The following is a 24,383-nucleotide window of genomic DNA, read 5'->3' on the forward strand; positions in this document are numbered from 1 at the left end:
CTGGTCATTGCTTCATAGATTTGACGTTTTTCAGAGACGGCTTTCCTTTCAAATCATTAATGACTTCGGTTATTTCCTCAAAGTAATCCGATGCTTCTCCCCATTGTTCTGTGACAAGATTGACAAAAAGAATATCGATCATGTGGAGCTGGGCAAGCCGCGAGGATGTAGCACCGCTGCGGAAAGGTGCTGGAATCTCTCTAGAGGCGGATATATACAGCGAAACATCCGCACAGGCTGTAACCGGAGACTGTCCATATCTTGTGAGGCTGATCGTTTTGGCTCCTTTTCGTTTAGCAATTTCCATAACTTTGGCTGTTTCGTATGTCTCCCCGGAGAAGGAAATACCGAAAACCACATCCCGGTCAGAAACGTTCGCGATGTTCATGGCAGCATTATGTAAATCGTTGAATGCCGAAGTAGCCTTATTCATGCGCATGAACTTCTGTTGGGCATCCTGAGCAATAATGCCCGACGCACCAACACCGAAAAAATGAATTCTCTCGGCATTTTTCAAAAACTTGATGGCTTCAGACAGGGTCTTGTAATCGACCAGCTCGGTGGTTTCCTTAATTGCCTGCACACTGTTGTTAGTTACTTTCTCTACAATTAAATCCGAAGGCTCTCCGGGCTGAATATCCCGGTACTGTTCCTCCGGTTTCTTCTGCAGGTCACCGGAGATTCGAAGTTTCAACTCCTGAAGCCCCTTTAAACCAAGTGATTTGCAGAGGCGGATGACAGCCGCGCTGCTTGTTGAACTCAACTCCCCGAGCTGAGACGCTGTGCAGTGTATCGCTTCATGCGGCTGATCCAGAATGAAGCCCGCAATTTTTCTTTCTGAAGGAGGTAATTTATCCTTCATTTCTTTAAGCATGACTAGACCGCCTGTAAGCGAAGCTTTCATGATCATCACCACTCTTATCCTTTAATAGCTCCTTCCGTCATCCCTTTCACAATCCGGCGTTGGAAAATCGCATAAAGAACGATGACCGGAATGATAGCGATGACGAGACTCGCAAATAATGTTCCCCAGGCATTGGTGTACTGGGTTTCGTTACTAATAAAGTCAATAGCCAGTGCCAATGTATAGTTTTCTTCTGTCTGGAGAAAAATCAATGCCATAAAATATTCATTCCAGAACTGAATCATATTCATAATCGTTACGGTAATAATTCCGGTAGTAGACAACGGCGTGATCACTTTCCACAAGACACCGTAAGGAGACATCCCGTCGATAGCTGCCGCTTCCTCCAATGATTTTGGGATCGTGGCCATGAAACTCGTAAGTACGAAAATGCTGAATGGCAGTTGGCTGACAGCATAGACAATGCTCAATCCGAAGATGTTATCAAGCAGATTCAGCTGCATGAGCAGGAAAAACAACGGAATCCAGCCGAGTACCATTGGGATCATCATCGCAGAAATGTATAAAGTAAACAAGACACGGTTCCCACGGAAAACCATCCGTTCGAGCGCATAAGATGTCGGAATCGCCATCATTAACGTAAGCGTCGCTCCAAGCCCTGTGACAAGGAAGCTGTTGAATACGCTTGTATCTATATTATAGTTACTCCAGGCGTCCACGAAGTTGGAAAACGAGAAGCTCTCCGGAATCCCCCATGGATTTCGGTATATCTCCGCATTCGACTTGAACGCACCAAGAATCATCCAGAAAATCGGATACAGAACGGCCAAGGACCAGATGATCAGTGGGACACGGACGATCGTCCGTGAGAAAAAACTGCCTTTGTGCACGGTATTCCCCTCCTGTCGTTTAATACTCTACTTTCTCCCGCCTCATAAAAAACTGCAGGATAAGTACCGTCACGAGGGACAGAATCAATATCATTACCCCGATTGTAGCCCCGTAACCGAAATTGTATTTGACGAATGCCTGCTCATATAAATAGGACCCCATCACATGTGTCGAATTGTTCGGCCCACCCTGGGTCATGACCTGGACGATGATGAAGGAGCCGTTCAATGTTGTGATAATGATATAAAGGATCGAAATTTTGATCTGTGGCCATATAAGTGGAAGCGTTACTTTCCAAAATTGCTGCCACTCGGTCGCACCGTCTATCTCCGCCGCTTCATAGTAGCTCTTCGAAATGTTCGAAATTCCTCCCATGAGCATAAGCATGAACAAGCCGATACCGGCCCATATTGACGGCAGTACCAGACTCGGCAGAGCCCAGTCTTCACTTCCAAGCCATGGACGCTGCAGGCTTTCAAGACCGATAAATTCAAGCCCCGAGTTTACCAAACCAAGGCTTGGGTTGTAGATGAACATCCAGAGAATACCGATAACAACGACGGACATAATATTTGGGAAGAAAAATACGATCCGATAAAATGGTGCTTCTTTAATTTTCAACTGAGTCAACGCAACCGCGAAGAACGTCGCTAGTACCATGATGCCGATTACCTTCGTAACGACGAGGAAATAATCATGGAGGATCGTATCAGGGATAATTCCATCACTGAACAACCGGCGATAATTATCAAAGCCGACAAATTCAGCAATCGAAGAGGAACCTGACCATTTAAATAATGAATAATAAAGCCCGTTGAACAAGGGATAAAGGGTGAAAACCGCAAACAAAAGAAACGTCGGAACAAGGCAGAACGCCAAAAACAAATATCTCTGCCGCTTCGACTGGACCATCCTTCCCACCTCTTTCTCTTTCAGATTCTTTCTTGGACAAAGGAAGAAAAAGGGAATGCAGAAGAGTGAATCCTCCACATTCCGCTGATATTCCTACTCGAGACTCTTACGATATTCCGCAGCTGCTTTTTCTGCTTCCTCCACGAATTCTTCCGCAGTAATATTACCCAGCATGAGAGAGACCAGCGAATTACTTACAGGCGTTTCCAATTCAGAGCTCATCGGATGCGGTTTCTGATAGATTTGAACCTGCTCCGGATCGTTGATCATCTCGTTCGCTTCAATAAGGAACGGCGGGACTTCCTCACTGGAAGAAAGGTCGACTCCCTGAAGGTTCATAATTGCACCGGTATGCTCAGAAAAGCTCTTCGCATATTCCTTCGTAAACACGAACTCAACGAACGCTTTGGCAGCTTCCGGATTTTCGGCCTTCTCTGCGATCGCCAGTGGGCGAAGATCCGGTACGATCGCATATGGTTCACCCTCTGCCTGCATTGGAGATGGAATAAATCCGTATTCGAAATCTTCCGGTGTATCATTGGCCATTTCATTCGGCAGCCAGAAACCAACCGGGATAAATGCATTATCATGGAGAAGGAAGTTCATTTGGGACTGTGTATGATTGAGAGCACCAAATCCAGGATCGATCAGCCCATCCTTCTGCATCTGCTCCACATTCTTCATCACTTCCAGCACCGGCTCACTCGTCCACGCACCTTCTTTACCTGTGATGACATCCGTCAATAGTTCATCCCCACCGGCTGCACCGAATGCCGGGTAAAGGACACCACGAAGGAAATAATATGGATATTGGCCGGTTGTAACGAACGGTGCGATATCCTCTTCGTCCTTGATCGTCTTCATCGTTTCCATAAAGCCAGGGAAATCTTTCGGAACATCCCAGCCTTTTTCTTCAAACCAAGCATTGTCATACCACGTTCCCCATGTATCGAAGACTAATGGAAGGCTGTAAATATCGCCGTCATAGTCAGCCGGGTCGACGATAAAGCTTTCGTTCAGCTTGGAACCGTCTTCCAACTCTATACCGCTCACCCATTCCGACAAATTCATCAACTGCCCGTCTTCCACCATTTGTGTTTCACTGGAACCGGCACCGTCAATATAAACGACATCAGGCGGATCGTCGGATACCCAGCGTGATCTCATTTCTTCGTTAATGTTCGGACCGGCATGTTCTGTAATGGTCACATCCGGATATTCTTCCTGAAAATCAGCAATCACTTCTTTCCACCACGAATCCCCGTAACCCCCGACAAAATACTGGATTTCCAGCTCACCGGAAATTTCTCCGGATGAACTTTCTTCTCCTGAACCATCTCCTGAGTCCTCCTCGCTCGACTCATCTGATCCTGCCCCCGGAGCACAACCAGCCAGCACCACGAATGCAAACAGAATACCTATCATCCACCAAGATGAAACGTTCCGCCACTTGTTCAAAGCAAAGCTCCCCCTTTGTTTTGGTCATTTATTTGAAACCATTGAATGGTTTGCAAATCAACTGTTCGTTTCCAGCGCTTCCCTCAGCTGCCCCTCATGAGCCGCGAGCAATGTTTGTGCTTCTTCATAAGAAACAGACTTTAAAAGCATTAAAATAGCCGGTTTCACCTGCATATCCGCTTGTTCCAAAGCAGATTCCGCCTCTTCATACTTCGTCTTCGTGCTTTCCATCAAGATGCTTTTCGCGCGTTCACGGAGTTTATGGTTGCTTGCGTGGACGTCAACCATCAAGTTTTCATAGACTTTGCCAAGTTTCACCATACTGACGGTACTGAGCATATTAAGCACCATTTTATGAGCGGATGCTGATTTCAACCGCGTCGAACCAGTCAATACTTCCGGTCCGACGATGACTTCGATCGGACAGTCCGCGAAGGCACTGATTTCTGATGCCTCATTACAAGAAAGTGAAACCGTAAATGCACCGACTCGGCGTGCCACCTTCAGAGCACCAATAGGATAAGGCGTCCTTCCGCTTGCCGTGATGCCGACGACCACATCCATCGGGGAGACTTTCTTCTGCTGTAAATCCTCTTCTCCTTGTCGTTCATCGTCCTCAGAGTTTTCTTTCGCCTTAAAAAAAGCTTCTCCGCCCCCTGCCATGACCGCCTGGACCATATCATAGTCTACTTGAAAGGTAGGCGGACATTCAGAAGCATCCAAAACTCCAAGGCGGCCGCTTGTACCTGCCCCTACATAAAAGAGACGTCCTCCACGCTTCAGGGCTTCCGAAATCCGATCCACTGCCTTCGTTATCTGAGGCAGCACCTGTCTGACCGCTTCCGCCACTTTTTGATCTTCTTCATTCATAACCGTCAAAATTTCTGCGGTCGTCATGCGATCCAACTCTTTTGTACGTTCATTTCTCTGTTCCGTCGTCAAAGATGCCAAGGAATCTGTCATCTATTCTCCCCCTCCTTTAATACCAAGGACGGCTGAGCCAGTAAGGCCGCCCCGAATTCCGGAGGTCCGTATGCTTCCACATACCGACCCAACCCCCGTTCCTCCATTTGTCTGATGAAGTATTTCTTCAATACATGGGAATGAGTGAAAATTGATCCAGCCGTCACGACTGCGGGTATCGTGTTAAATCCTTTACGTCTTATAGAGTAGAGATGAAGCAGCAATTCCTCCGCAGCTGTATGCAAAATGCGTGTTGCCGTACTGTCCCCCGTCTCCGAAGCTGCAATAACACATTCTGCAACACCGGCGATTGTCTGCTTTTCCATTCGATTTCCCTCATGGATAAACCGGATCAGCTGTTCCGGTTTATCCAACTGCCACTTTTCCAGAAGCAGTTCTGTCAGAATGGTTTCCCCTCTTCGTCCATCTGCCGCCTTCGTCACTTCTGATAACGCTTTCAAAGATATGTAATATCCACTTCCTTCATCACCAAGGATATGCCCCCAGCCGCCGCACCGATGCAGCCTGTGGTCCGGAGCAATTCCGATGGCGCTTGAACCAGTCCCTGAAATGACAAGAATACCCGACTCCTCGTGCGGTGGTAGTGCACCTCTTAAAGCCGCATGACTGTCCGATCCGATAAACAAGTGGCAATTTTCAGAAAAAAATTGATTTGAAAATTTTTTTTGGGCTATTGCCTTCATTTGCTGCTTATCTTCTGCTCTTCCGACTCCCGCAAGACCGACTCCCACTCCTGCAACTTCCTGTGGATCAATGCTGAATTGCTCCATACCTTCCGAAATTAAAGACTGAATCCGGCCCCACGCCTTTTCAAAGCCAATGATATGTGGATTCGTTCCAGGTCCTACCACTACCATAGGATCCGGAGAGCTGGTTGTTTTCCCTGCTTCCATAAATAGACACGCCGTTTTCGTTCCTCCTCCGTCTATTCCAATTACATATTCCATAGACGACCTCCAATGGGAATGATTGACTATATTATAGATTTATTGAATTTTTATGTCAATATACCTTTTTATATTCCGTTATTTTATTTCAAAAATAACAAAGCAAAAAGCCGGGGAACTCGAATTCCCCGGCTACCCTGTTTCTATGCTGAACGACGTTCTTGATTGTGCATCTCCTGCTTTAAACGAAACGGAGCCGTAATCAATGCCAGAATTAAAAATATTCCCATGTATCCGATTACCGGATAAAAGATACTGACAAGCTTTGTAAACCCTGCAAAGCTTAAGATAAATGCGGCTATGATGGAAACAGTAACGAACTTACGGTGGGCAGGTGTGCCGACCGTCGTAAACCTTGCGGAAAGGGAGAAGAACATACTCACTGCGGTATTGAATACCATCCCGAATAGAATAATGGAATATAGGATTCCGAGGGCAGGAGAGAGATCGTCCACCATCTTCAGCATCGGCATATCATACGTGCCCACGACCTCTATTTGAGCGAACATAGCTAGATGACTCAATACGATCATCAGACCGAGGACCAGTCCACCTACAAGACCGCCAAGAGAAGAAATGCGCTCATCGTCTTCATTTCCTCCCATCAATAGAGACATGGAAGCTCCTAATGCCAAGTTCAAAGATACATAATTAATGGAGGACATGAACCAATTGGAAACGGCCGATGGCTGCTCCTGAGCAACCGAGTTCCACTCGGAGAACGTCCCGTCCATGGTGATTAAGCTGTATATCGATACACCGACCACCGAAACGACCAGGAATGGGGTGACGCTGCCGATGATCCGAATGACTTTCTCTACATTTAACATAACCGTCGCCAGAACGATAACACTCATAAGAATGACGCCGAATAACGGGGAAAGACCGAACTGCTGACTAGGTATCGATCCAGCACCAGCAATCATGACGACTCCGATACCGAACAAAGTGAAAATGATAACGTAATCAACGACGACCCCTAAGTATTTTCCGCTTACGCGGTAGATCGCTTCTTTATGAGATTTTGCCTTTAAGCGTGTCCCTATTTTTGTAAGCATCATTCCAAGGTAAGCAAAGAGCGCGGTTGAAATGACCGCTCCTATCGTACCGATCGTACCAAAACTCGTGAAATATTGAAGAATTTCCTGACCGGAAGCAAATCCTGCTCCCACAATGATTCCAATGAATGCACTAGCAATTTTCAATACCCTAATCAAAACATACATCCTCCCAACTCTGTCTTCACCTGGTGATTCAACAAAATGTAAAGGCTTTCAAACCGGTTGAACTACCTCAGCTTATCATGAATGCGTTTTCTTATGTTTGTCATTTTAAACAAACCCTAACATATATGTTCGTTTATTTACACAAATAAATCAAGTGTAAAAATGCGGATGTCTGTTCTGAGAAAGCATGATAAAATAGAACTAACCATTGTTATAGAAGGAGAACGGCTATGAAACATTCGACACGTCAGCACCACCCCTATAAAGATATGTTGGATTCTCCAGAGGGGATGGCGGATCAAATTGCCTACAATCTTGGCTGTCCCGTGACTATCGAAGATGCAAACCATCACATTGTTTCCTACAGCAAGCATGAGTCCAACGTCGACGATGCGCGAACGGCTACGATTATGCGGCGTAAAGTTCCAGAGCATGTTGTCAACGGGCTTTGGAAACACGGAATCATGTCCCAGCTGTTCGAAAGCGGCGAACCTATTATTGTCGACAGTATAGACTCTATTGGGCTAGGTAATCGACTGGCTGTGTCTGTTCGCAACAACAAGGAAATCCTTGGTTTCATTTGGGCACAGACAGATAAGGTCACCGTAACGACGGATCATTTGTCCACTATTCGCGAAGCAGCTCAAATGGTAGCCCAGCACCTCCAGCGCCAGCAGGCGAAGAAGCAGAAATCCGAAGAAAACGAAAAAGAATTCTTCTGGCAGTTATTGACCGGAGCCGCCACCAATTCAGAGGATATTCATAAACAGGCAAAGCGGTTTGGCCTTCATTTGTACGGTCAGCTTTGTGTTGCGGTCTTTGAATTTACAGAAGACACGAGCCAGTCCGTCGAGCGTCATGCCTATTATTTATCGGAGACACTGCAGCAGACAAAGATTATCAGCCGTATATTTGATGACCGCCAGCTCATCCTGCTTGTGAGAACCGACAACTTAGAAGATGCGAACAAAATGAGCCAGGCCTTCATTCGTGAATTCACACAAAAGATGAAGGAAAGGCTTGGATTTGAAGATTTAAAAGGTGCTTTCGGACTGGTCTATGATAATCCACAGTCTATTAAGGACAGTTATAAACAAGCGTTGAAGGTATTGGAGCTGAAGGAGCAGTTTCCTGTGAAACTCGCTGAGGTCGATAACTATCAGGATCTCGGTATTTATCAATTCATTAACGAACTCGCCTCCTTACAGAAGCGGGAAAACTATAAAAATGATTCCTTGATGAGATTGAAGGCTTACGACGAACAAAACCGTTCTTCCCTATTGGAAACATTAAAGGTCTTTCTCGAGATGAACAGCAATGTTCACAAAGCCGCTTCCCACATGCACATACACACAAACACGCTGAATTACCGCTTGAAACGGATCCGGGAAATTGGCCATATCGATTTTAAGGATACCAACCAGAAGACGATGCTTTATTTAGATTTGTTGATACAGGAAAGCGAAAGAGAGGATTTGTGATTTTTCACAAATCCTCTCTTTCATTTTTTCACTTTCCCCTAAACAAAAAAATAGTCAGACGAGATATACTTTTCTTACATTCGATTACGAAAGGTGGACCTATCCCATGATTATCGGTATTCCAAAAGAAATTAAAAACAACGAGAACCGCGTAGCCATCACTCCATCCGGTGTTATTCACCTGCTGAAAGCCGGGCACAAAGTGTTGATCGAGACAGAAGCTGGACTTGGCAGCAACTTCACGGACGAAGAATATATTGCATCCGGAGCAACCATTATTGAAAGCGCTTCATCCGTTTGGGAGCAGGCCGAGATGGTAATGAAGGTGAAAGAACCACTACCTGCAGAATATGGATATTTCCGCAAAGGGTTGATCCTTTTCACCTACCTTCACCTCGCTGCTGAGCCGGGCTTAACAAAAGCATTGGTGGATAACGAAGTGACAGCAATCGCTTATGAAACGGTAAGTGCAGATAATAAGCTTCCATTGCTTACTCCAATGAGTGAAGTAGCCGGACGTATGGCTACACAAGTAGGCGCACAGTACTTAGAAAAATCTTTCGGCGGTAAAGGAATTCTATTGAGTGGGGTGCCGGGTGTATCCCGCGGGAATGTCGTGATCATCGGAGGCGGTATCGTCGGAACAAACGCGGCGAAAATCGCAGTCGGTCTCGGTGCACACGTAACCATTCTTGATTTAAACCCTACTCGTCTCCGTGAATTGGATGATCAGTTCGGGGGAGATGTCCAGACGTTAATGTCGAATCCTTTCAATATCGCGGAATCAGTTAAAAATGCGGATCTAGTAATTGGCGCGGTTTTGATTCCTGGAGCGAAAGCACCGAAACTCGTAACCGAGGACATGGTGAAGGAAATGAAAGCAGGCTCTGTTATCGTTGACGTCGCCATCGACCAGGGTGGTAACTTTGAAACAGTCGATCATATCACGACACATGATGAGCCAATCTATGAGAAACATGGCGTCCTCCATTATGCTGTCGCAAACATCCCTGGAGCTGTTCCACGTACGTCCACCATCGCCCTTACAAACGTGACGATTCCTTATGCGGTCCAAATCGCATCGAAGGGTGTCGTGAAAGCAGTAGAAGAAAATACAGCCATCGAGCACGGCTTAAATACAGCGAACGGCCACTTGACTTATGAAGCAGTAGCAAACGATCTCGGTTATGAATATAAACCGGCTCGTGAAGCCATTCGTCAAACCATAGAAGCCTGACACAAAAGCCCCGTTCTTCCCGACGGGGCTTTTCCATTCAGTATATATATGTCTCCGATTGTCTGCTCCGCCACTCAGATTCCAGCATACTCATCTCCCATAAGCTCCAATATTCCTCTCCCACTTTTTGTTTGTCTCTATGTAACCCTTCCTTAATGAATCCTGCCTTCTCATAACAGGAGATGGCTGCTTTGTTGAAGTCAAAGACCCCTAAGCTGACCCGGTGTAATTCCAGTTCATCGAAGGCGACAGCAAGAACTCTGTCGATCATTTGACCGGCATAGCCTTTCCCTCTGGATGATTCTTCACCAATTAATACTTTCCCGATCCGTGCCGACTTATTATGATGATCGATCCTCCCAAGAGAAATATGTCCGATGACCCGCTCATTCTCCATGTCCACCGCTTTAAAGATGAGCACTTCTGAACCCTTTTTGTTCGATCCCCTCCTATAAACTTCAAGCTGCTCTCGATCTAAAGGATAGTCGAAAGTCGGACCCGCCCACTGCATCAGAAACTCCGGAGATTTCACCCACTGGATAAGCTGAGTGAAATCTTCCTTTCTAAAATCATGTAATGTAATCACCTGGCATCCTCCCCTTCTTTTACCTACTACTATAATAATAAAGAAAAGGATAAAAAAACGTCCGAAGAATAAACTTTCGGACGTTTTCCGTATTCAATAGGCTTTCACTAAACCGCCATCGACGACCAGGGCCTGCCCTGTCATGTACGTATTGGCAAACGAGCCGATAAAGGCAACAGATGCCGCGAATTCCTCCGGTGTCCCGTATCTCTGCAGAGGAATGGCTCCCTCTGCCTTCTGTTTCAACTCTTCCACAGACACGCCTGATTCATCCGCCCGCTTCTGATCTAATTGCTCGACGCGTTCTGTCGCAATCCTGCCAGGGCCGACGGTGTTGATCAATATATTATCCGGTGCAAGCTCTTGGGAGAGGCTTTTTGACAGGCCTACGATACCGGCACGAAATGTGTTGGACAGAATGAGATGATCGAGAGACTGCTTGATGGAGGAAGAAGCAATATTGACGATGCGTCCACCGCCCTCTTTCCTCATCGAAGGGAGTACTGCACGAATGGCTCTCGTGAGACTCAATAAATTCAATTCGAAGGCCTGCTGCCAATCTTCATCATGGAAATCATCGAACGTTCCTGCCGGCGGACCGCCGGCATTGTTAATTAACACATCCACTTTCCCGTTCAGCTCCACTGTTCTTTCCATCAAACTACGAATATCTTCCGGTTTGGTGACATCACAAACATGGTAATGGACGTGCTCATTTCCTGTTGCTTCTTTCAGTCCCTCTACGGTCCTTTTCAATTCTTTTTCCTGTCTGCTGGAAATCACTACGTGCGCACCTTCCTGTGCATAAACAGTTGCTACAGCCTTCCCTAATCCTTTGCTCGCAGCCAAAACAACGACAGATTTCCCTTCCAAATTCAAATCCATCTTCCCATTCTCCTTTCTACTACAAAGCGGAGCGCTGTTCCGGGATCGCCTTTTCCTTTTTAGAACTGGTAATAAGCAGAAGCGCCAGAGCAGCGACCCCCATGATGTCTGTTACAATACCCGGATAGATAAGAAGTAATGCTCCTATACCAGCGACTGCTCGCAGCCAGAACGGCACTCTTTGTCTGAAATGACCTTCCGTCATGACAGAAAGAAGGAACACTCCGGCTAACGATGTAATCGTAATTAAAAGAATATTTCCTGCCGTTGCATCAATCATCAGCATTTCATGAGAGAATACGAACATAAACGGGACAATGAATCCAGCAATCGCGAGTTTCATAGCCTGGAACCCGGTTTTGTTCGGATTTCCTCCTGCGATTCCAGCTCCAGCAAAGGCAGCAAGGGCAACCGGCGGCGTAATATTCGCAAAGATCCCGAAATAAAAAACGAACATGTGGGCGACAAACGTAGCTGTTTCCGGAGATCCCGCCAATTCCCGATACAATGGAAGCTGAAGCAGGATTGGTGCTGCCATCGTACTTGTAATAATATAGGTTGGAATACTTGGAAGCCCCATTCCCAGGACAATGGATGTAATCATCGTAAGGACCAAGGTTATCAGCAATTGGATAAGCGGACTGTTCACGGCGCTTCCGATACTGACAATGCTGTTGGCAATCTCAAGCGCCACACCGGTGAGGGACGCAATACCCACCACAATTCCTACGGCTCCACATGCAATGGCTACCGGAACAGTGGTCTTCGCTCCATCTTCCAGAGCCTTCAGGCAATCGATGATGGTGACTTCATCGCCTTCGATCTTCAGCCACTTTCTCCAAAGATTTATAACGAGCGGGACAGCAAGAATGAGAAGCAGCTCCCACCAGTCTCCCCGTACGTTCGGCATAGACCCGCCTGATAGGAGAGCAGACAGCTGAGGCTGAAAAATCAAGAACAGCGATACTCCAAGGATAACCGGAATCATCCGCTTCGATCCCGCAATGACAACCGTTGCAATAATGGACCAGAATGCTGCATAAAACGGTGTTTTCCCTGAGAAAAGGAGATACAGCAGTGTCAACATCGGAACAATTAAATGACCTCTTTCTGCCAGCACGGCTCGTAATGAAGGAAGTTCACTTTTAGGGATTCCTTTCAACCCTCGTTTCGATGCACGGAAATGGACTTGCAGCAGGATGCCGACATAAAACAGAAGGGCTGGTATGATTCCCGCCAAAATGATTTTTGTATAGGCGACATTCAAGTTTTCGGCCATAATAAAGGCCGCTGCACCCATGATCGGCGGCAGAATCTGCCCGCCCACACTTGCTGCCGACTCTACTGCCCCGGCAAAATCTTTTTTATAACCAATCTTCTTCATCAAAGGAATGGTGAACGTTCCGGTCGTTACAACGTTCGCTATGGCAGAACCGTTGATCGAACCAAGAAACCCGCTTGCAATGACCGCTACTTTCGCGGGGCCTCCCTTCGTATGTCCCGCTACAGCTAGTGCCAGATCATTAAATAACTGTCCCATGCCGGACCGACCAAGGAACGCTCCGAACAAAATGAACAGAATAATGTAACTGGCAGATACACCAACGGCTGTACCCAGTACCCCCTCCGTTATGAAGATCAGCTGAGAAATGATTTGTTTCGCAACGCTTTGAATGACGACAGGATTCCATTCTGGATACACGGACAGCTTGACGTAAAAGCCATAAATGAGAAAACCCAGCCCCAAAAGCGAAAGCCCCCACCCTGTCACCCTTCTTGTTATATCAAACAAAAGCAGGAGGATCAGAATTCCGACATAGAAATCAACGTCGTTAATTTGGCCGCCTGTTTGAATAATGCGCTCGGCTGTCATCAACATATATACTGCTACAAATAAAGACAATCCAGCCGTTATGTAATCATAGAATGGAATCCCTCTGCTCCCTTTCTTCTTGATGAATGGATACATCAGAAACCCTAATGTCATCAACGTGTATAAATGAATGCTCCTCTGTTTAATATCTACCAGAGACCCTGCATAAGACGTATATAAATGAAAAATAGATAAAGCGACAGCCAATACAGATACCGTCAAAGCGATCGGTTTGGCAATGGCACTCCTCGTCGTACTTTCTCTATCGAAATTCCCATCTACTTCCTGCTTGTTCATGATTTTCACCTCTACTTATTTAATAGTATTTCGAACGAGCATGGACAAGAGGGAGATCTCATTCCCTGCTATCTTAAAGGCTTCCCCCGACGCTAAGTCCAACTGCTCCCGGTTTCCTATGCGCAGACGATGGTTGGTTCGATCCCCCGTCCGGACGATCAGTTGTTCTCCAATGTTTCGGGAGATCCCTTCCATGTAGACCCAGCCGTCCTTCACATATGTCTCTGTACCAATATCATTGGGCACACCCGCCCCGAAGGTTTTAAACCTTGTATTAATCAATCGGATTTTATCCTGTTCCATGAGAAACGTCTCTTCCCAATCTTCATTTTCTACGGAATGTGTCCACCGGATGGACAGCTCCGTGCCATCATTTATAAAAAAACACTCCTCCATGCTTTCCGAAGAAACGGTAAGCGTATGGACTTGTAATGTCAGAAGAAGAAAACAGACAGCAGCGACATTTACTGCTCGGACATATCCGGTCATCGATGGAAAAAAGGGCACCCTGTTGATGCCCTTCCCCTTCACTCCAGAATGCCTTCTTCTTCATAGAATTTTTTCGCCCCAGGATGAAGAGGTGCAATCAAGCCTTTTGCGATTTCTTCACGTTCCAACTGCTTCAGTACACCAATGGACACTTCCTCTGAACCAAGATAGTCGTAGTAGCGCTTCGTCATATCATAGACGACGTCCTCGCTCAAATCCTTAGAAACGATGATCATGTTCTGGATGCCTACCGTTTCCACTGCGTCAGACAAGTCATAAACAGCCTCGTCGCCGGCTTCGATCGTATACGGTTTATAGAAAGGATACTTCTCCATCAATGCATCCGCCGTCGCTCCACTGATTTCGACGAAAGTAATATCCGTCTGCTGCATTAAATCAGTGATGTTGCTGTTGGGTACGCCGGACGTAAAGAAGGCGGCATCCAGGTTGCCGTTTTTCATTTCCTGCACACTGTCCGCATAGCCGGTATGGGTGACCTTGGATAAGTCATCATAAGTAAGGTCGACCGCTTCCAGCACCTTCTTCGCACTTTGCTCTACTCCGGATCCTACCTTACCGACACCGACTTTCTTCCCCTTCAAATCTTCAACCGTGGAAATACCGCTGCTTTTCAAAGCCACAATCTGTACCTCGTTCGGATACATGCCTGCCATGGCTTGGACGTCGACGGAATTCCCTTCAAACTGCCCTATTCCTTCTATCGCGTCATAGCCGACATCACTCATGATCGTGGCCATTTGATTCAGGCTGTCCTTGATATTCTGAATGTTAGCCACAGATGCTCCTGTGGATTCGACCGTCACGTTGCTGATTAATTCACTTTCTTCCAGGACAGGCTTTAAAGCACCTCCGATCGGATAATAGGAACCCGATGTACCACCTGTGCCAAAGACGATCGATTCCGCACCGTCTCCACCTTCTCCAGAAGCCCCTTCCGATCCCCCGCCGCAAGCAGCAAGAAGTACCAACGATAAAAACATGACTGCAGACCATATGTATTTCTTCATCAAACCATCCTCCGTTTCTTAATTTTCTAAAAATTATGATAACGCTTTCATTCAGGGAAGGGAACCTTTTGACCATATTGGACATTTTGGTCTTTTTGGTCATAAAAATAGACGACTCCTTTTCTGGAATCGCCTTATCTTTTATATAGTCTTTTGTCACCTTTCAGTATGGAATATATGCAAAGATCATCAAATTTCCCAAGTGTATATTCATAATTCCTGAGCAGTCCTTCCTTCATGAAACCATGACGGGTGACCATCTGTCTGGAGGCAGTATTATCCGGTTCAATCAATGCCTCCACCCGTTCTAAACCCAGCGTTTTAAATCCATAATCAAGGACGGCATCCAGTGCTTCTGAAGCAATTCCTTTTTTCCAATGAGATCTGCTTAATTCAAAGCCGATTTCGGCACGATAATGCTCCTTCTTCCAATGGAGATAACCACAGCTACCAATGACCTTATCGTCTTCTCTCCTTGTCACTCCCCACCGGATGCCGGTACCTTCTTTTCTAATCTTTCGGTACCATGCCACTTCCTTCCGGGCATCAGCAACTGTGATGGATGGTGCTAATCCGAGGTGTGCAACCACCTCTTCATCCGACAGGTATTCCAACATATCTCCTGCGTCTCCATCCGATACTTCTCTTAGAACCAAACGTTCTGTTACGAGCTTCGGGAAGTCTCCCATATCATTCTCTCTCCTTCTAATTATAGCGATAGCGGTTGACTGGTCTTCCTACACCTCCGTACTGAAGATCCAAAGTAACCACGCCCTGCTTTTGAAGATACTCCAAATAACGTCGAGCAGTCACGCGTGCCATACCCAGTCCGTCCGAAACTTCTTCCGCAGAGAGCGCTTCCGATCGACTTTGTATATACTCCTGGACTTGCTCCAGCGTCTTCTCATTCAACCCTTTGGGCAGTGTTTCGTTTCTAGTCTTTTTTTCTCTTTTTAAAAAAGTATCCAACTGATCCTGACCCAAGTCCCCCTCACCGGTTGTTTTGCTGTAATAAGAATGGTAAGACAGCAATGCCTGCTGAAGCCTTTCAAACTTGAAAGGTTTCATAATGTAATCATGCACCCCGTACCGCAGCATAGCCCGTACCGTCTCTTTCTCCTTCGCTGCTGAGATGACAATGATATCGGAGGGAAAGGCATGCGCCCTGATTTCCTTGATGGTCTGCTTCCCATCTTTCTCCGGCATATACACATCCAGTACAATCAGATCCGGAGACAACTTCTCAGCCAGTTCCACTCCTTCTCTCCCATTCCCTGCTGTCGCGATGACTTGAAAGGGAGTCACCTGCTCAATGAACTGGCGATTGACTTCCTGCACCATCGGATCATCCTCAATTAACAACACATTAATTACTGGCTTCACACTCATGATACCTCTCCTTCCATCGGTATGGTTAACAAGACACTCGTTCCTTCTCCAGGTTTGGTAACAACCTCCCAGTCCCCGCGTCCCTTCTCCACGATCTGTTTCACCAAAAACAGACCGATTCCGGATCCCGTCTCCTTCGTTGTAAACCCTTTGTCGAACATCCGAATCCGTTCCTCTTCTGTCATTCCTCTGCCATTGTCTTCTACTGAGATCACACAGGAACATCGACCCTGAATCACAGAAATATCCAACCATTTCTGTTCTTTATAGATTCCGTCAAACGATTGGAAGGCGTTCTCAATCAAGTTGCCGATTATAATGACGAAATCGTGCTGATCCAATAAAGGAGGAAAAACGTGCAGTTCACTGTAGTCATCCAATGTAACCTCGATTCCAAGCTCCAGACCTCTCGATATTTTACTGAGAAGCAGACCGGCAATGCTGTAATGAGGAAAACGCTGCATGAGGAACCCGGATAAACGTTCCTGATTTTCCGATGTATCAAAAACAAAATCCAACGCCTCTTCTCTCTTGTCCAGTTGAATCAACCCTGCAATGGTATGTAGTTTATTCAGGTGTTCATGGTTCTGTATTCTCAACGCATCCACAAACGCTTTGACTCCCGTCAGTTCTTCAGCGAGCTCTTTTACTTCCGTACGGTCTTGAAATACCATGACAGCTCCGACGATTTCCTCCTCAATCCTAATCGGTATGGAAGTACTTAGAATGACTGTCTGATCCATTCGAACCTCTTTGTTTCTAACCTGCTCCCCTGTCATCAATGAATGGACAATTTCTACATCCGGAACAACACGCTTCCAATGTTGATTCAGGAAATCTCCCTGTAGAGAAAGGATGGCCTTCGCTTTCTCATTCATGATGGTGATCCGGCCTTCCTTGTCAATCGCAATAATCCCTTCATCCATCGCCTGAAAGGTAGCTGTTCGTTCTACGAGCAGCTGAACAATTTCATGAGGCTCAAGACGATAGGTCCCTTCTTTTAAATGACGGGCGAGCATCCAGGAACCGACGATGCCGAAGCTCAAAGTCAGAAGTAATACGAACAATATCTCCCCTTTAACCGCCCCAAGAATATCAAACCAGGAAGGAAGCAGGTTCCCGACGATGACCACTCCGATCTGTTCATGATTCTCATTCATGACGGGGACGAATCCTCGTACAGCAATCCCTGAATCGCCCTTGGCTTTAGAGACATAGCTGTGTTCTGCGAAAGCAGGTCCTTCATCCTTCCCGGCAGAAGCTGTCCCCAGTTTGGAATCAATTGGATGAGAATAGCGGATACGATTCATGTTCAAAACGACGATGTAATCTGCTTGATTGACCATCCGGATTTGTTCGACAATCGGGTTAATGACTTTCCACCCTTCTGATTCTCTCAACCCATCTTCTATTGCCGGCAGGTTAGCGACCGTTCTCCCTGTCATAAGGGACCGTTCCCCTAAAGACTCCTCCTGCGACTCGACGGCATTACCGATAATGACGATTCCTCCGATTAAGATGGAGAACAGGACAATCCCAAAAGACAGAATGGTAATCTTCCACCGGATCGGCATTTGTTTCACTGGCATACATAAGCTCCTTCATTCCATCACTTCTTCTAGTGTATCACTTAAAAGTAAATCTATGGTACACTGTTGTAAACGATTTCAAGAGGGGGATTCTCATTGAAATTATTTCTGGCGATTGCCCTGCTTCTCTTTCTCGGAATCGCTTCGGCATTATTCTTCGGCCGGGATTTCAGTGAGACTGCCCAGTCGCTTGAATATGACGACGAACAGGAAGGATTAAAGGAAGCGATTGTTATCAACTTCAGTCATGTTGCAGCAGAAAACACACCGAAGGGAATGGCTGCAAGAAAGTTCGCCGAGCTTGTGGAGGAGCGTTCTGCCGGCAAGATAAAAGTAAATGTATATTCCAATGGCTCTTTGTACAATGACAAGAATGAATATGAGGCATTAAAAAGCGGCCACGTCCAAATGATTGCGCCGGCAACATCCAAAATGACCATCCACTTCCCAAGCTGGCAGATTCTCGATCTTCCTTTCGCTTTCCGTAATGTAAGCGAGGTTAAAGCCATGTATGAAGGAGCGACCGGTGAAGCACTGCTCGGAGAGTTAGAAGAGGATGGTTTAAAAGGAATGACCTTCTGGTATAACGGGTTTAAACAGATAACGAGCAACAAGCATCCACTCATCATGCCGGAGGATTTTGAGCAAATGCATTTCCGGATCATGCCGAGTCCAGTACTTAAAGCTCAGTTCGAAGCGCTTGGAGCAAGCACAAGCGAACTCCCATTCAATGAAACTTACAACAATCTGGAGGTCGACTTCATTGATGGACAGGAAAATACAATCTCCAACATTTACACCAAGAAACTTTACATAGAACAAGCACACATGACCATCAGCAACCATGGGTATTTAGGATATGTGGTGTTGATGAATGAAGACTTTTGGGAACAGTTAACGGACAGCCATCAGCAAATACTGACCGAAACTATGGAAGAAACGACGGCGTGGATCGAACGTCATTCCATTGAAATGAATGACGCTTATCTGAGGCAGATGAAAAGGGACGAATCCATTGAGATTCATTACTTGACCCCCGCTGAAAGGGAAGAGTGGCAGAAGGCGATGGAAGCTGTTTACAGACGTCCTTCCACGTTAACCGAAAACAAATGAAGAAAGAGGCGGAATAGAATGAAAACCATTTTTGTAGCGGGACACGCAAAGCTCCCCGGAGGTATGGCTGCCAATCACATCTCCGAGTCGTTGACATTGACACTGGAGATTGACAGGAAATACGGGGTAATTATTGATGCTTCCTGTACCCTGGCAACCGATCATGGCAGGGAATATATAAAATCTCTCCTAAAAGGATACAGCCTGAAAGACGGCACGGAAGAACCTGTTGCGAGCCTCAGAGAAGGATACCTCGGTAAAGCCGGCAACGCTCTTGAAGCTGCCTTGAAAGACTCTTACAAACAATATCAGCTCCATCACTGACAAAAGTACCATTGCCCGGGCAATAGTAAAAGGACCAGACTTCATCTGGTCCTTCCTTTTTTACTGCACATTCTCTTATCCGGCCTTCCTGCCGGCAACCTCAGGCATTCTCCTGGCAATTTCTTTTCCTATCTCCAACGAAGCCGTTGCCGCAGGAGAGGGAGCATTACACACATGGACCGTCCTTTTCCCTGCAATGATATGAAAATCATCTACCAATCTTCCGTCTTTCAACATGGCCTGCGCCCGCACCCCCGATTTTGTCGGGATGACATCCTCCGTTCCAATTTCCGGAACCAGACGCTGCAGGCTCTTCACGAAGCTCTGCTTATGAAAAGAGCGGAGCATTTCCTTCGATCCCTCTTTCACGTTCGCTCCGGCAAGCTTCCAAAATCCCGGGAAGGAGAGGACGTCCAAAGCATCCCTCCATCCAAAATCCGTCTTCTTGTACCCTTCCCGCTTCCAGCTCAGGACGGCATTAGGTCCTGCATGGACACCTCCGTCGATCATCTTCGTCAAATGCACACCAAGGAAAGGGAAATCAGGGTTCGGTATCGGATAGATTAATCCTTTCACGAGGTGAGCCTTCTCAGGTGTCAATTCGAAATATTCCCCTCGGAAAGGAATGATTCTTACATCCGTGTGAATACCTGCCATCTTTACAAGTCGATCACTGAAAAGTCCTGCACAGTTGACCATGTACCTCGTTCGTATCGTCTTCTTTTCTGTCTCGATGTTCACATCTTCGGGTCCTTCGTTGATGGAACGGACGGCTTCTCCCATTAAAAATTCTGCGCCGCCGCCTTCCAACAGAGCCTTTAATTTGTGACTAACCTGCTTATAATCGACGATTCCGGTGGAAGGAACCTTTAACCCGGCAAGCCCGGCGACATGAGGTTCAATAGCGGTTAGTTCCCGCTTGTCCACCCTTGTCACGTTCAGCCCATTTTCCTGAACTCGTTTGTAAAGCGCTTCTAAACGCGGCAGCTCTTCCTGTTCCGTCGCTACCAGAACCTTTCCGCAGATATCGTGTGGAATGTTATGCATCCTGCAGAACGCTTCCATACTGTTCCGACCCTGAACGGCCATTCTCGCTTTTAAACTTCCCGGCTGGTAGTAAACCCCGGAATGGATGACGCCGCTGTTTCTGCCCGTTTGATGTTCTGCTATTTCTTTTTCTTTCTCGATAACGATTATCCTTGCATGTGGATGTTCCTGCATCAGTGCATAGGCAGTCGATAATCCTACAATTCCTCCACCAATGATTCCATAATCATACATCTGGATTCCTCCTTATTGTAAGAACCTCCCGCGCTGTCGGAGCAGCTCTCGATGCAGGGATTCATTCCTCTCGAAACCGGCTCTCCCGTGCAGCCAAAAGCGGTTGTTGAGCATAACCAAGTCTCCGACCGGCAGTTCCAGCTCCAATACTCCAGCCGAATTTTCCATTGAACGGGATAACTGACTTAAGTATTGAGCTTCCTGCATCGTTTCGGGATACACAAATTGATCGATAAAGCAGATACAAGGTTTGTTATTCCACATATAAAATGTTTTGCGCGTGACTTCCTCCGACACGTTCTTACTGGCCGGCGCCTTATAAACAAATGGATGTTTCCCCAGCGGCTGGTTATAAAAGTAATCGAAATCCTCCCAATCATCCAAGTGCAGCAGACGGGAACTGCCACCGACCGCATTTTCTTCTTCCATCTTCATCATCAAGAGCCAGTCCGTTGGCTCATCGACATACGTACCATCTGTATGAAGGGTGAAGCGGCGATATGCCTGGCGAAGATACGAATCACTGTCATCTGTATGTTTCACGGAAAAGCGTGCGTAATACTTTTTAGACATGGCATCAAAGTTAGGAACTCCGGCAAGATGGGAAAGAGCTGTCGAGAACTTCACATAATCCTCTGTGGATGACGTACGCCCCTGTAATCCGATAGTAAAGCCTCCTGAATTTCTGTCGTGAAGCATCGTACAGACAAGCGTTTGAAAGTCTTCGTCTAACAATTGCATCAGAGCATCAGCCACGATCAGACGCTGGTAGGGTATATACTCCAGTTGTTCCACACTGATATCCTGCACTTCGTTCAAGAACTGGGTAACGACTTCTTCTTCCAATTGAATGGAATATAATCGCTGGTGTTTCGGATGCGGCGCAATGTTATACCCTCTTCCAGCAAAAGTACGGAGACTATCTTTCTTCATTTCTACTGCACACATGTTTACTCCTCCATTTATTAAGTAGTAGGATATCCAGGGCCCTGGAAACGAAAAAAGCCAGTTTTCTCCCTTCTCTAAGGAGAAAACTGGCTTATACTGCGAATTCATCTCTGGATCCGGCAGAGACGAGACAGTCTTTACAGTTTCATTTTTTATTTTACGAAACGTTCTTTGTAACCGGTTGATGAAAGGGGCTTCCTCTCTATCTGGTTACTTCTAATTTGATAGTACAACTAACTGAAATTTCTGTCAATACCTTCATCCTAAAAAGAGAGCACCATAAATAAGAGCCCCGAGGATGACGAACGCAGGGTTTAGTTTAACCTTCTCCAATAATACAAAGCTGACCACAATCAGTCCGGCTGTCTGGACGGTACCACTACCTTCATAAGAATTATGGAAGAATTCAAAAGCCATGACTCCCAGCAGAACAGCGATGACCGGCCGGATCAAACTCGTCATTTCCTTGACACGCGGGGAGTCTTTGAACTTAGATAATAAACGCATTAAGAACATCATTAAAATCAGGGAAGGAGCAACTGTAGCAAACACTCCGACAAATGCACCTAATACTCCAGCCTGTTGATATCCGATTAAGCCGGCAATTTTCGTATTAATTGGTCCGGGCAGGGCATTTGCCAAGGCCAGCATTTCACTAAATTCAGAAACGGACATCCAGCCGAAACGGTCAACGATCTCGTTTTCCGTCAATGGAATGGCAGAAGGACCTCCCCCATAACCGACGATACCAGGGATGAAAAATGCAAGAAAGATCTTCCATAATATCATGACGCCTGCCCCCTCTCTTTTTTACGAGGACGAAGCAGTGCGTAGGCCAACAGGGCCGCTATAAGTATAGCAGGGTGAACTCCCATCCATTCCATTAGGAAAAGCGAGAGAAGTCCAAGCGAAATGGCAAGAAGCCATCCCATATGTCCTTTCGCTTTTATCATAAAATCATAGGTGAGTTTAGCGAGCATGACTCCGACGACAGGAACGACTGCCTTCGTCATTCCGGACACCCATGCCTGATCTCTAAAGTTATTTAAAGATGTGAGGAAAATGATCAACAACACGATGGTTGGAAGGACCGAAGCAACCAGTGCATTCATCATCCCGACCACGCCCGACACGCGATAACCGATATATCCAGCCATTTTTGTGGCAATCGGGCCGGGCAGGGAATTCGCAAGAGCAAGGACGTCCCCGAACTCATCATCCGACATCCATTTATATTTCTCGACCACTTCCTTATGCACAAGAGGAATAGAAGATGGGCCGCCGCCATAGCCGAGCATGCCTACTCGGAAAAATGCTATAAAAATATCCCACTGTACCATTACCATACTCCTTTCTCCGCTCCCCACTGTACTCCAAATCGATTGGATTTTCTACTCTTACCTATCTCCTCTGGTACAATAAAGGGAAGCAAAAGAAGGGAGTCTTGCCGTTCATGAAATTTGTATTAGCACCGGATTCATTCAAAGGCAGTTTATCGTCAATCGAAGTCAGTCAGGCGATGAAACAGGCCATTCGCGCCGTTCTACCGGATACAGAAACCAGGGCTATACCGATGGCGGATGGAGGAGAAGGAACCACCGAAGCATTGGCAGCCTCTATTCCTCATGAAAAAATCTCCTTCCCCTGTACCGGCCCCCTGGGAGAAGAATCGACGGGCTGGTATGTCAAGACGGAAGATAGAGCAATTATAGAAGGTGCAGCCATCGCGGGACTTCCTCTCGTCCCGAAGGACAAAAGAAACCCTGATCATACGACAAGCTACGGCATTGGCCAGGCAATCAGACATGCGCTCGATGAGGGGCTGCGCGACTTCATCATCGCAATCGGCGGCAGTTCTACAAATGACGGGGGACTCGGTATGCTTCAGGCTCTTGGAATAAAAGCATTAGATGGTAACCGACAGGCTGCAGGTATCTTCGGTAAAGACTTACATAACGTCGAGCATATGGACTTTACGACCATCGACCCAAGGGTGTCGGAAGCGACGATTCAAGTAGCCTGTGATGTCGATAATCCATTAACAGGTAAATCCGGGGCCAGTCACGTTTATGGCAGGCAAAAGGGAGCAACAACAGAGCAGATACTCGCCTATGATCAAGCGTTATCGTGTTATGGGAAATTGGTAGAAGAAGCAGTAGGTCATCCACTGATGGATCAGAAGGGAGCAGGTGCTGCAGGAGGACTTGGATTTGCTTTCCTGGCGCTTGGCGGCATCCTTACGTCCGGAGCCCAACTCGTGGGAGAGGCCGTCCAATTGGAAGAAGCGGTCCGGCATGCAGATTTGGTGATTACGGGGGAAGGGCAGAGTGACGATCAAACACTTTACGGCAAAGCACCAGGGTATATCGCCGAGCTATGCCACCGGCACAAAAAGCCGGTCATTCTCCTCTCCGGAAGCCTGGATGGAGATATTGAAAAACTCAACGATCGATTCACCGCCTGCTTCTCCATTGTACCAGGACCCAGGACACTCGATGACTGCCTGGACCATGCAGAAGCCTATGTGAAGCAAGCAACCACACAAATCGTACGGTTATTTAACCATAAGTGAGAGGAGGG

24 protein-coding genes are annotated in these 24,383 nt (G+C 46.7%); 5 read left to right on the plus strand and 19 right to left on the minus strand.

Translation table 11 applies throughout. From position 1 onward, the window contains the following. Window positions 1-4: 4 nt before the first annotated feature. From QRD89_RS14705 to QRD89_RS14735, 7 genes are all read right to left on the minus strand, one after another. Window positions 5-904, minus strand: coding sequence for a MurR/RpiR family transcriptional regulator (locus QRD89_RS14705; protein ID WP_026578181.1), 900 nt, complete (start codon window positions 902-904; stop codon window positions 5-7). A 14-nt stretch (window positions 905-918) separates the two neighbouring features. After that, window positions 919-1,755 carry a carbohydrate ABC transporter permease gene (locus QRD89_RS14710; protein ID WP_008634174.1) on the minus strand — a complete coding sequence of 279 codons (837 nt, stop codon included), beginning with the start codon at window positions 1,753-1,755 and terminating at the stop codon, window positions 919-921. 19 nt (window positions 1,756-1,774) lie between these two features. Further along, window positions 1,775-2,668, minus strand: coding sequence for a carbohydrate ABC transporter permease (locus QRD89_RS14715; RefSeq protein WP_008634172.1), 894 nt, complete (start codon window positions 2,666-2,668; stop codon window positions 1,775-1,777). Between the two features lie 93 nt (window positions 2,669-2,761). After that, window positions 2,762-4,093, minus strand: a complete 1,332-nt coding sequence (locus tag QRD89_RS14720; protein ID WP_502875721.1) for an extracellular solute-binding protein — start codon at window positions 4,091-4,093, stop codon at window positions 2,762-2,764. Window positions 4,094-4,183: 90 nt separating this feature from the next. Then, window positions 4,184-5,089, minus strand: a complete 906-nt coding sequence (murQ, locus tag QRD89_RS14725) for an N-acetylmuramic acid 6-phosphate etherase (protein WP_286095575.1) — start codon at window positions 5,087-5,089, stop codon at window positions 4,184-4,186. After that, a complete protein-coding gene (locus QRD89_RS14730) occupies window positions 5,086-6,057 on the minus strand; it encodes an N-acetylglucosamine kinase (RefSeq protein ID WP_286095576.1) in 972 nt (323 codons plus the stop codon). Before QRD89_RS14730 ends, murQ begins: the two co-directional genes overlap by 4 nt. A 143-nt stretch (window positions 6,058-6,200) precedes the next feature. Beyond that, window positions 6,201-7,274 carry a YkvI family membrane protein gene (locus tag QRD89_RS14735; protein WP_008634157.1) on the minus strand — a complete coding sequence of 358 codons (1,074 nt, stop codon included), beginning with the start codon at window positions 7,272-7,274 and terminating at the stop codon, window positions 6,201-6,203. A gap of 239 nt (window positions 7,275-7,513) precedes the next feature. Here QRD89_RS14735 and QRD89_RS14740 point away from each other — a divergent pair, with 239 nt between their 5' ends. Beyond that, complete coding sequence (locus QRD89_RS14740) at window positions 7,514-8,764, plus strand: PucR family transcriptional regulator (protein ID WP_286095577.1); 1,251 nt, start codon at window positions 7,514-7,516, stop codon at window positions 8,762-8,764. A 106-nt stretch (window positions 8,765-8,870) separates the two neighbouring features. After that, on the plus strand, window positions 8,871-10,001 hold the full coding sequence (gene ald, locus QRD89_RS14745; RefSeq protein WP_008634155.1) for an alanine dehydrogenase: 1,131 nt from the start codon (window positions 8,871-8,873) through the stop codon (window positions 9,999-10,001). A gap of 37 nt (window positions 10,002-10,038) precedes the next feature. Here the strand turns inward: ald and QRD89_RS14750 are convergent, their stop codons facing one another. The 8 genes from QRD89_RS14750 to QRD89_RS14785 all read right to left on the minus strand — a co-directional run bounded on the left by QRD89_RS14750 (window position 10,039) and on the right by QRD89_RS14785 (window position 18,137). After that, window positions 10,039-10,587: a GNAT family N-acetyltransferase gene (locus QRD89_RS14750; protein WP_026578178.1), complete on the minus strand. Its 549-nt coding sequence runs from the start codon at window positions 10,585-10,587 to the stop codon at window positions 10,039-10,041. Window positions 10,588-10,680: 93 nt separating this feature from the next. Beyond that, entirely contained in the window at window positions 10,681-11,472 is a 792-nt protein-coding gene (locus QRD89_RS14755; protein ID WP_286095578.1) for an SDR family oxidoreductase, read from the minus strand. A gap of 19 nt (window positions 11,473-11,491) precedes the next feature. Further along, complete coding sequence (locus tag QRD89_RS14760) at window positions 11,492-13,642, minus strand: TRAP transporter permease (RefSeq protein ID WP_008634152.1); 2,151 nt, start codon at window positions 13,640-13,642, stop codon at window positions 11,492-11,494. Window positions 13,643-13,657: 15 nt separating this feature from the next. Then, window positions 13,658-14,173 (minus strand): DUF1850 domain-containing protein, encoded by a 516-nt coding sequence (locus QRD89_RS14765; protein ID WP_286095579.1) that lies wholly within the window; start codon window positions 14,171-14,173, stop codon window positions 13,658-13,660. Beyond that, window positions 14,170-15,159 carry a TAXI family TRAP transporter solute-binding subunit gene (locus tag QRD89_RS14770; protein ID WP_286095580.1) on the minus strand — a complete coding sequence of 330 codons (990 nt, stop codon included), beginning with the start codon at window positions 15,157-15,159 and terminating at the stop codon, window positions 14,170-14,172. Before QRD89_RS14770 ends, QRD89_RS14765 begins: the two co-directional genes overlap by 4 nt. Before the next feature lie 134 nt (window positions 15,160-15,293). After that, entirely contained in the window at window positions 15,294-15,848 is a 555-nt protein-coding gene (locus QRD89_RS14775) for a GNAT family N-acetyltransferase (protein ID WP_286095581.1), read from the minus strand. 16 nt (window positions 15,849-15,864) lie between these two features. Then, window positions 15,865-16,548, minus strand: coding sequence for a response regulator (locus tag QRD89_RS14780; protein WP_026578174.1), 684 nt, complete (start codon window positions 16,546-16,548; stop codon window positions 15,865-15,867). Then, complete coding sequence (locus QRD89_RS14785; RefSeq protein ID WP_286095582.1) at window positions 16,545-18,137, minus strand: ATP-binding protein; 1,593 nt, start codon at window positions 18,135-18,137, stop codon at window positions 16,545-16,547. Before QRD89_RS14785 ends, QRD89_RS14780 begins: the two co-directional genes overlap by 4 nt. Window positions 18,138-18,233: 96 nt before the next feature. On the opposite strand from QRD89_RS14785, the gene QRD89_RS14790 reads away from it, so the two are divergent. Together QRD89_RS14790 and QRD89_RS14795 are read left to right on the plus strand one after the other, a co-directional pair. Then, entirely contained in the window at window positions 18,234-19,250 is a 1,017-nt protein-coding gene (locus QRD89_RS14790; RefSeq protein WP_286095583.1) for a DctP family TRAP transporter solute-binding subunit, read from the plus strand. 18 nt (window positions 19,251-19,268) lie between these two features. Next, window positions 19,269-19,574, plus strand: a complete 306-nt coding sequence (locus QRD89_RS14795) for a DUF3870 domain-containing protein (protein WP_008634146.1) — start codon at window positions 19,269-19,271, stop codon at window positions 19,572-19,574. 75 nt (window positions 19,575-19,649) lie between these two features. Here QRD89_RS14795 and lhgD read toward each other — a convergent pair whose 3' ends face one another. The 4 genes from lhgD to QRD89_RS14815 form a co-directional block, all read right to left on the minus strand. Continuing rightward, complete coding sequence (lhgD, locus tag QRD89_RS14800; protein ID WP_008637691.1) at window positions 19,650-20,855, minus strand: L-2-hydroxyglutarate dehydrogenase; 1,206 nt, start codon at window positions 20,853-20,855, stop codon at window positions 19,650-19,652. A gap of 12 nt (window positions 20,856-20,867) precedes the next feature. Then, window positions 20,868-21,803, minus strand: a complete 936-nt coding sequence (glaH, locus tag QRD89_RS14805; RefSeq protein WP_026578170.1) for a glutarate dioxygenase GlaH — start codon at window positions 21,801-21,803, stop codon at window positions 20,868-20,870. A gap of 258 nt (window positions 21,804-22,061) precedes the next feature. Then, window positions 22,062-22,592, minus strand: a complete 531-nt coding sequence (locus QRD89_RS14810; protein ID WP_008637689.1) for a chromate transporter — start codon at window positions 22,590-22,592, stop codon at window positions 22,062-22,064. Then, window positions 22,589-23,143 carry a chromate transporter gene (locus tag QRD89_RS14815; RefSeq protein WP_026578169.1) on the minus strand — a complete coding sequence of 185 codons (555 nt, stop codon included), beginning with the start codon at window positions 23,141-23,143 and terminating at the stop codon, window positions 22,589-22,591. The genes QRD89_RS14810 and QRD89_RS14815 overlap by 4 nt, the downstream gene beginning before the upstream one ends. Before the next feature lie 113 nt (window positions 23,144-23,256). Here QRD89_RS14815 and QRD89_RS14820 point away from each other — a divergent pair, with 113 nt between their 5' ends. Continuing rightward, window positions 23,257-24,375, plus strand: coding sequence for a glycerate kinase (locus QRD89_RS14820; protein ID WP_286095584.1), 1,119 nt, complete (start codon window positions 23,257-23,259; stop codon window positions 24,373-24,375). The last annotated feature ends 8 nt before the right edge of the window (window positions 24,376-24,383 follow it).

The sequence above is a fragment of the Halobacillus sp. ACCC02827 genome (assembly GCF_030291935.1).
In the GTDB taxonomy this organism is placed as follows: domain Bacteria; phylum Bacillota; class Bacilli; order Bacillales; family Halobacillaceae; genus Halobacillus.

Coding starts and splice junctions, on each gene's coding strand:
- QRD89_RS14705 (WP_026578181.1), bottom strand. CDS start 904: ATGAAAGCTTCGCTTACAGGCGGTCTAGTCATGCTTAAAGAAATGAAG.
- QRD89_RS14715 (WP_008634172.1), bottom strand. CDS start 2,668: ATGGTCCAGTCGAAGCGGCAGAGATATTTGTTTTTGGCGTTCTGCCTT.
- QRD89_RS14720 (WP_502875721.1), bottom strand. CDS start 4,093: ATGATAGGTATTCTGTTTGCATTCGTGGTGCTGGCTGGTTGTGCTCCG.
- murQ (WP_286095575.1), bottom strand. CDS start 5,089: ATGACAGATTCCTTGGCATCTTTGACGACGGAACAGAGAAATGAACGT.
- QRD89_RS14730 (WP_286095576.1), bottom strand. CDS start 6,057: ATGGAATATGTAATTGGAATAGACGGAGGAGGAACGAAAACGGCGTGT.
- QRD89_RS14740 (WP_286095577.1), top strand. CDS start 7,514: ATGAAACATTCGACACGTCAGCACCACCCCTATAAAGATATGTTGGAT.
- ald (WP_008634155.1), top strand. CDS start 8,871: ATGATTATCGGTATTCCAAAAGAAATTAAAAACAACGAGAACCGCGTA.
- QRD89_RS14755 (WP_286095578.1), bottom strand. CDS start 11,472: ATGGATTTGAATTTGGAAGGGAAATCTGTCGTTGTTTTGGCTGCGAGC.
- QRD89_RS14760 (WP_008634152.1), bottom strand. CDS start 13,642: ATGAACAAGCAGGAAGTAGATGGGAATTTCGATAGAGAAAGTACGACG.
- QRD89_RS14770 (WP_286095580.1), bottom strand. CDS start 15,159: ATGAAGAAATACATATGGTCTGCAGTCATGTTTTTATCGTTGGTACTT.
- QRD89_RS14775 (WP_286095581.1), bottom strand. CDS start 15,848: ATGGGAGACTTCCCGAAGCTCGTAACAGAACGTTTGGTTCTAAGAGAA.
- QRD89_RS14780 (WP_026578174.1), bottom strand. CDS start 16,548: ATGAGTGTGAAGCCAGTAATTAATGTGTTGTTAATTGAGGATGATCCG.
- QRD89_RS14785 (WP_286095582.1), bottom strand. CDS start 18,137: ATGCCAGTGAAACAAATGCCGATCCGGTGGAAGATTACCATTCTGTCT.
- QRD89_RS14795 (WP_008634146.1), top strand. CDS start 19,269: ATGAAAACCATTTTTGTAGCGGGACACGCAAAGCTCCCCGGAGGTATG.
- lhgD (WP_008637691.1), bottom strand. CDS start 20,855: ATGTATGATTATGGAATCATTGGTGGAGGAATTGTAGGATTATCGACT.
- glaH (WP_026578170.1), bottom strand. CDS start 21,803: ATGTGTGCAGTAGAAATGAAGAAAGATAGTCTCCGTACTTTTGCTGGA.
- QRD89_RS14810 (WP_008637689.1), bottom strand. CDS start 22,592: ATGATATTATGGAAGATCTTTCTTGCATTTTTCATCCCTGGTATCGTC.
- QRD89_RS14815 (WP_026578169.1), bottom strand. CDS start 23,143: ATGGTACAGTGGGATATTTTTATAGCATTTTTCCGAGTAGGCATGCTC.
- QRD89_RS14820 (WP_286095584.1), top strand. CDS start 23,257: ATGAAATTTGTATTAGCACCGGATTCATTCAAAGGCAGTTTATCGTCA.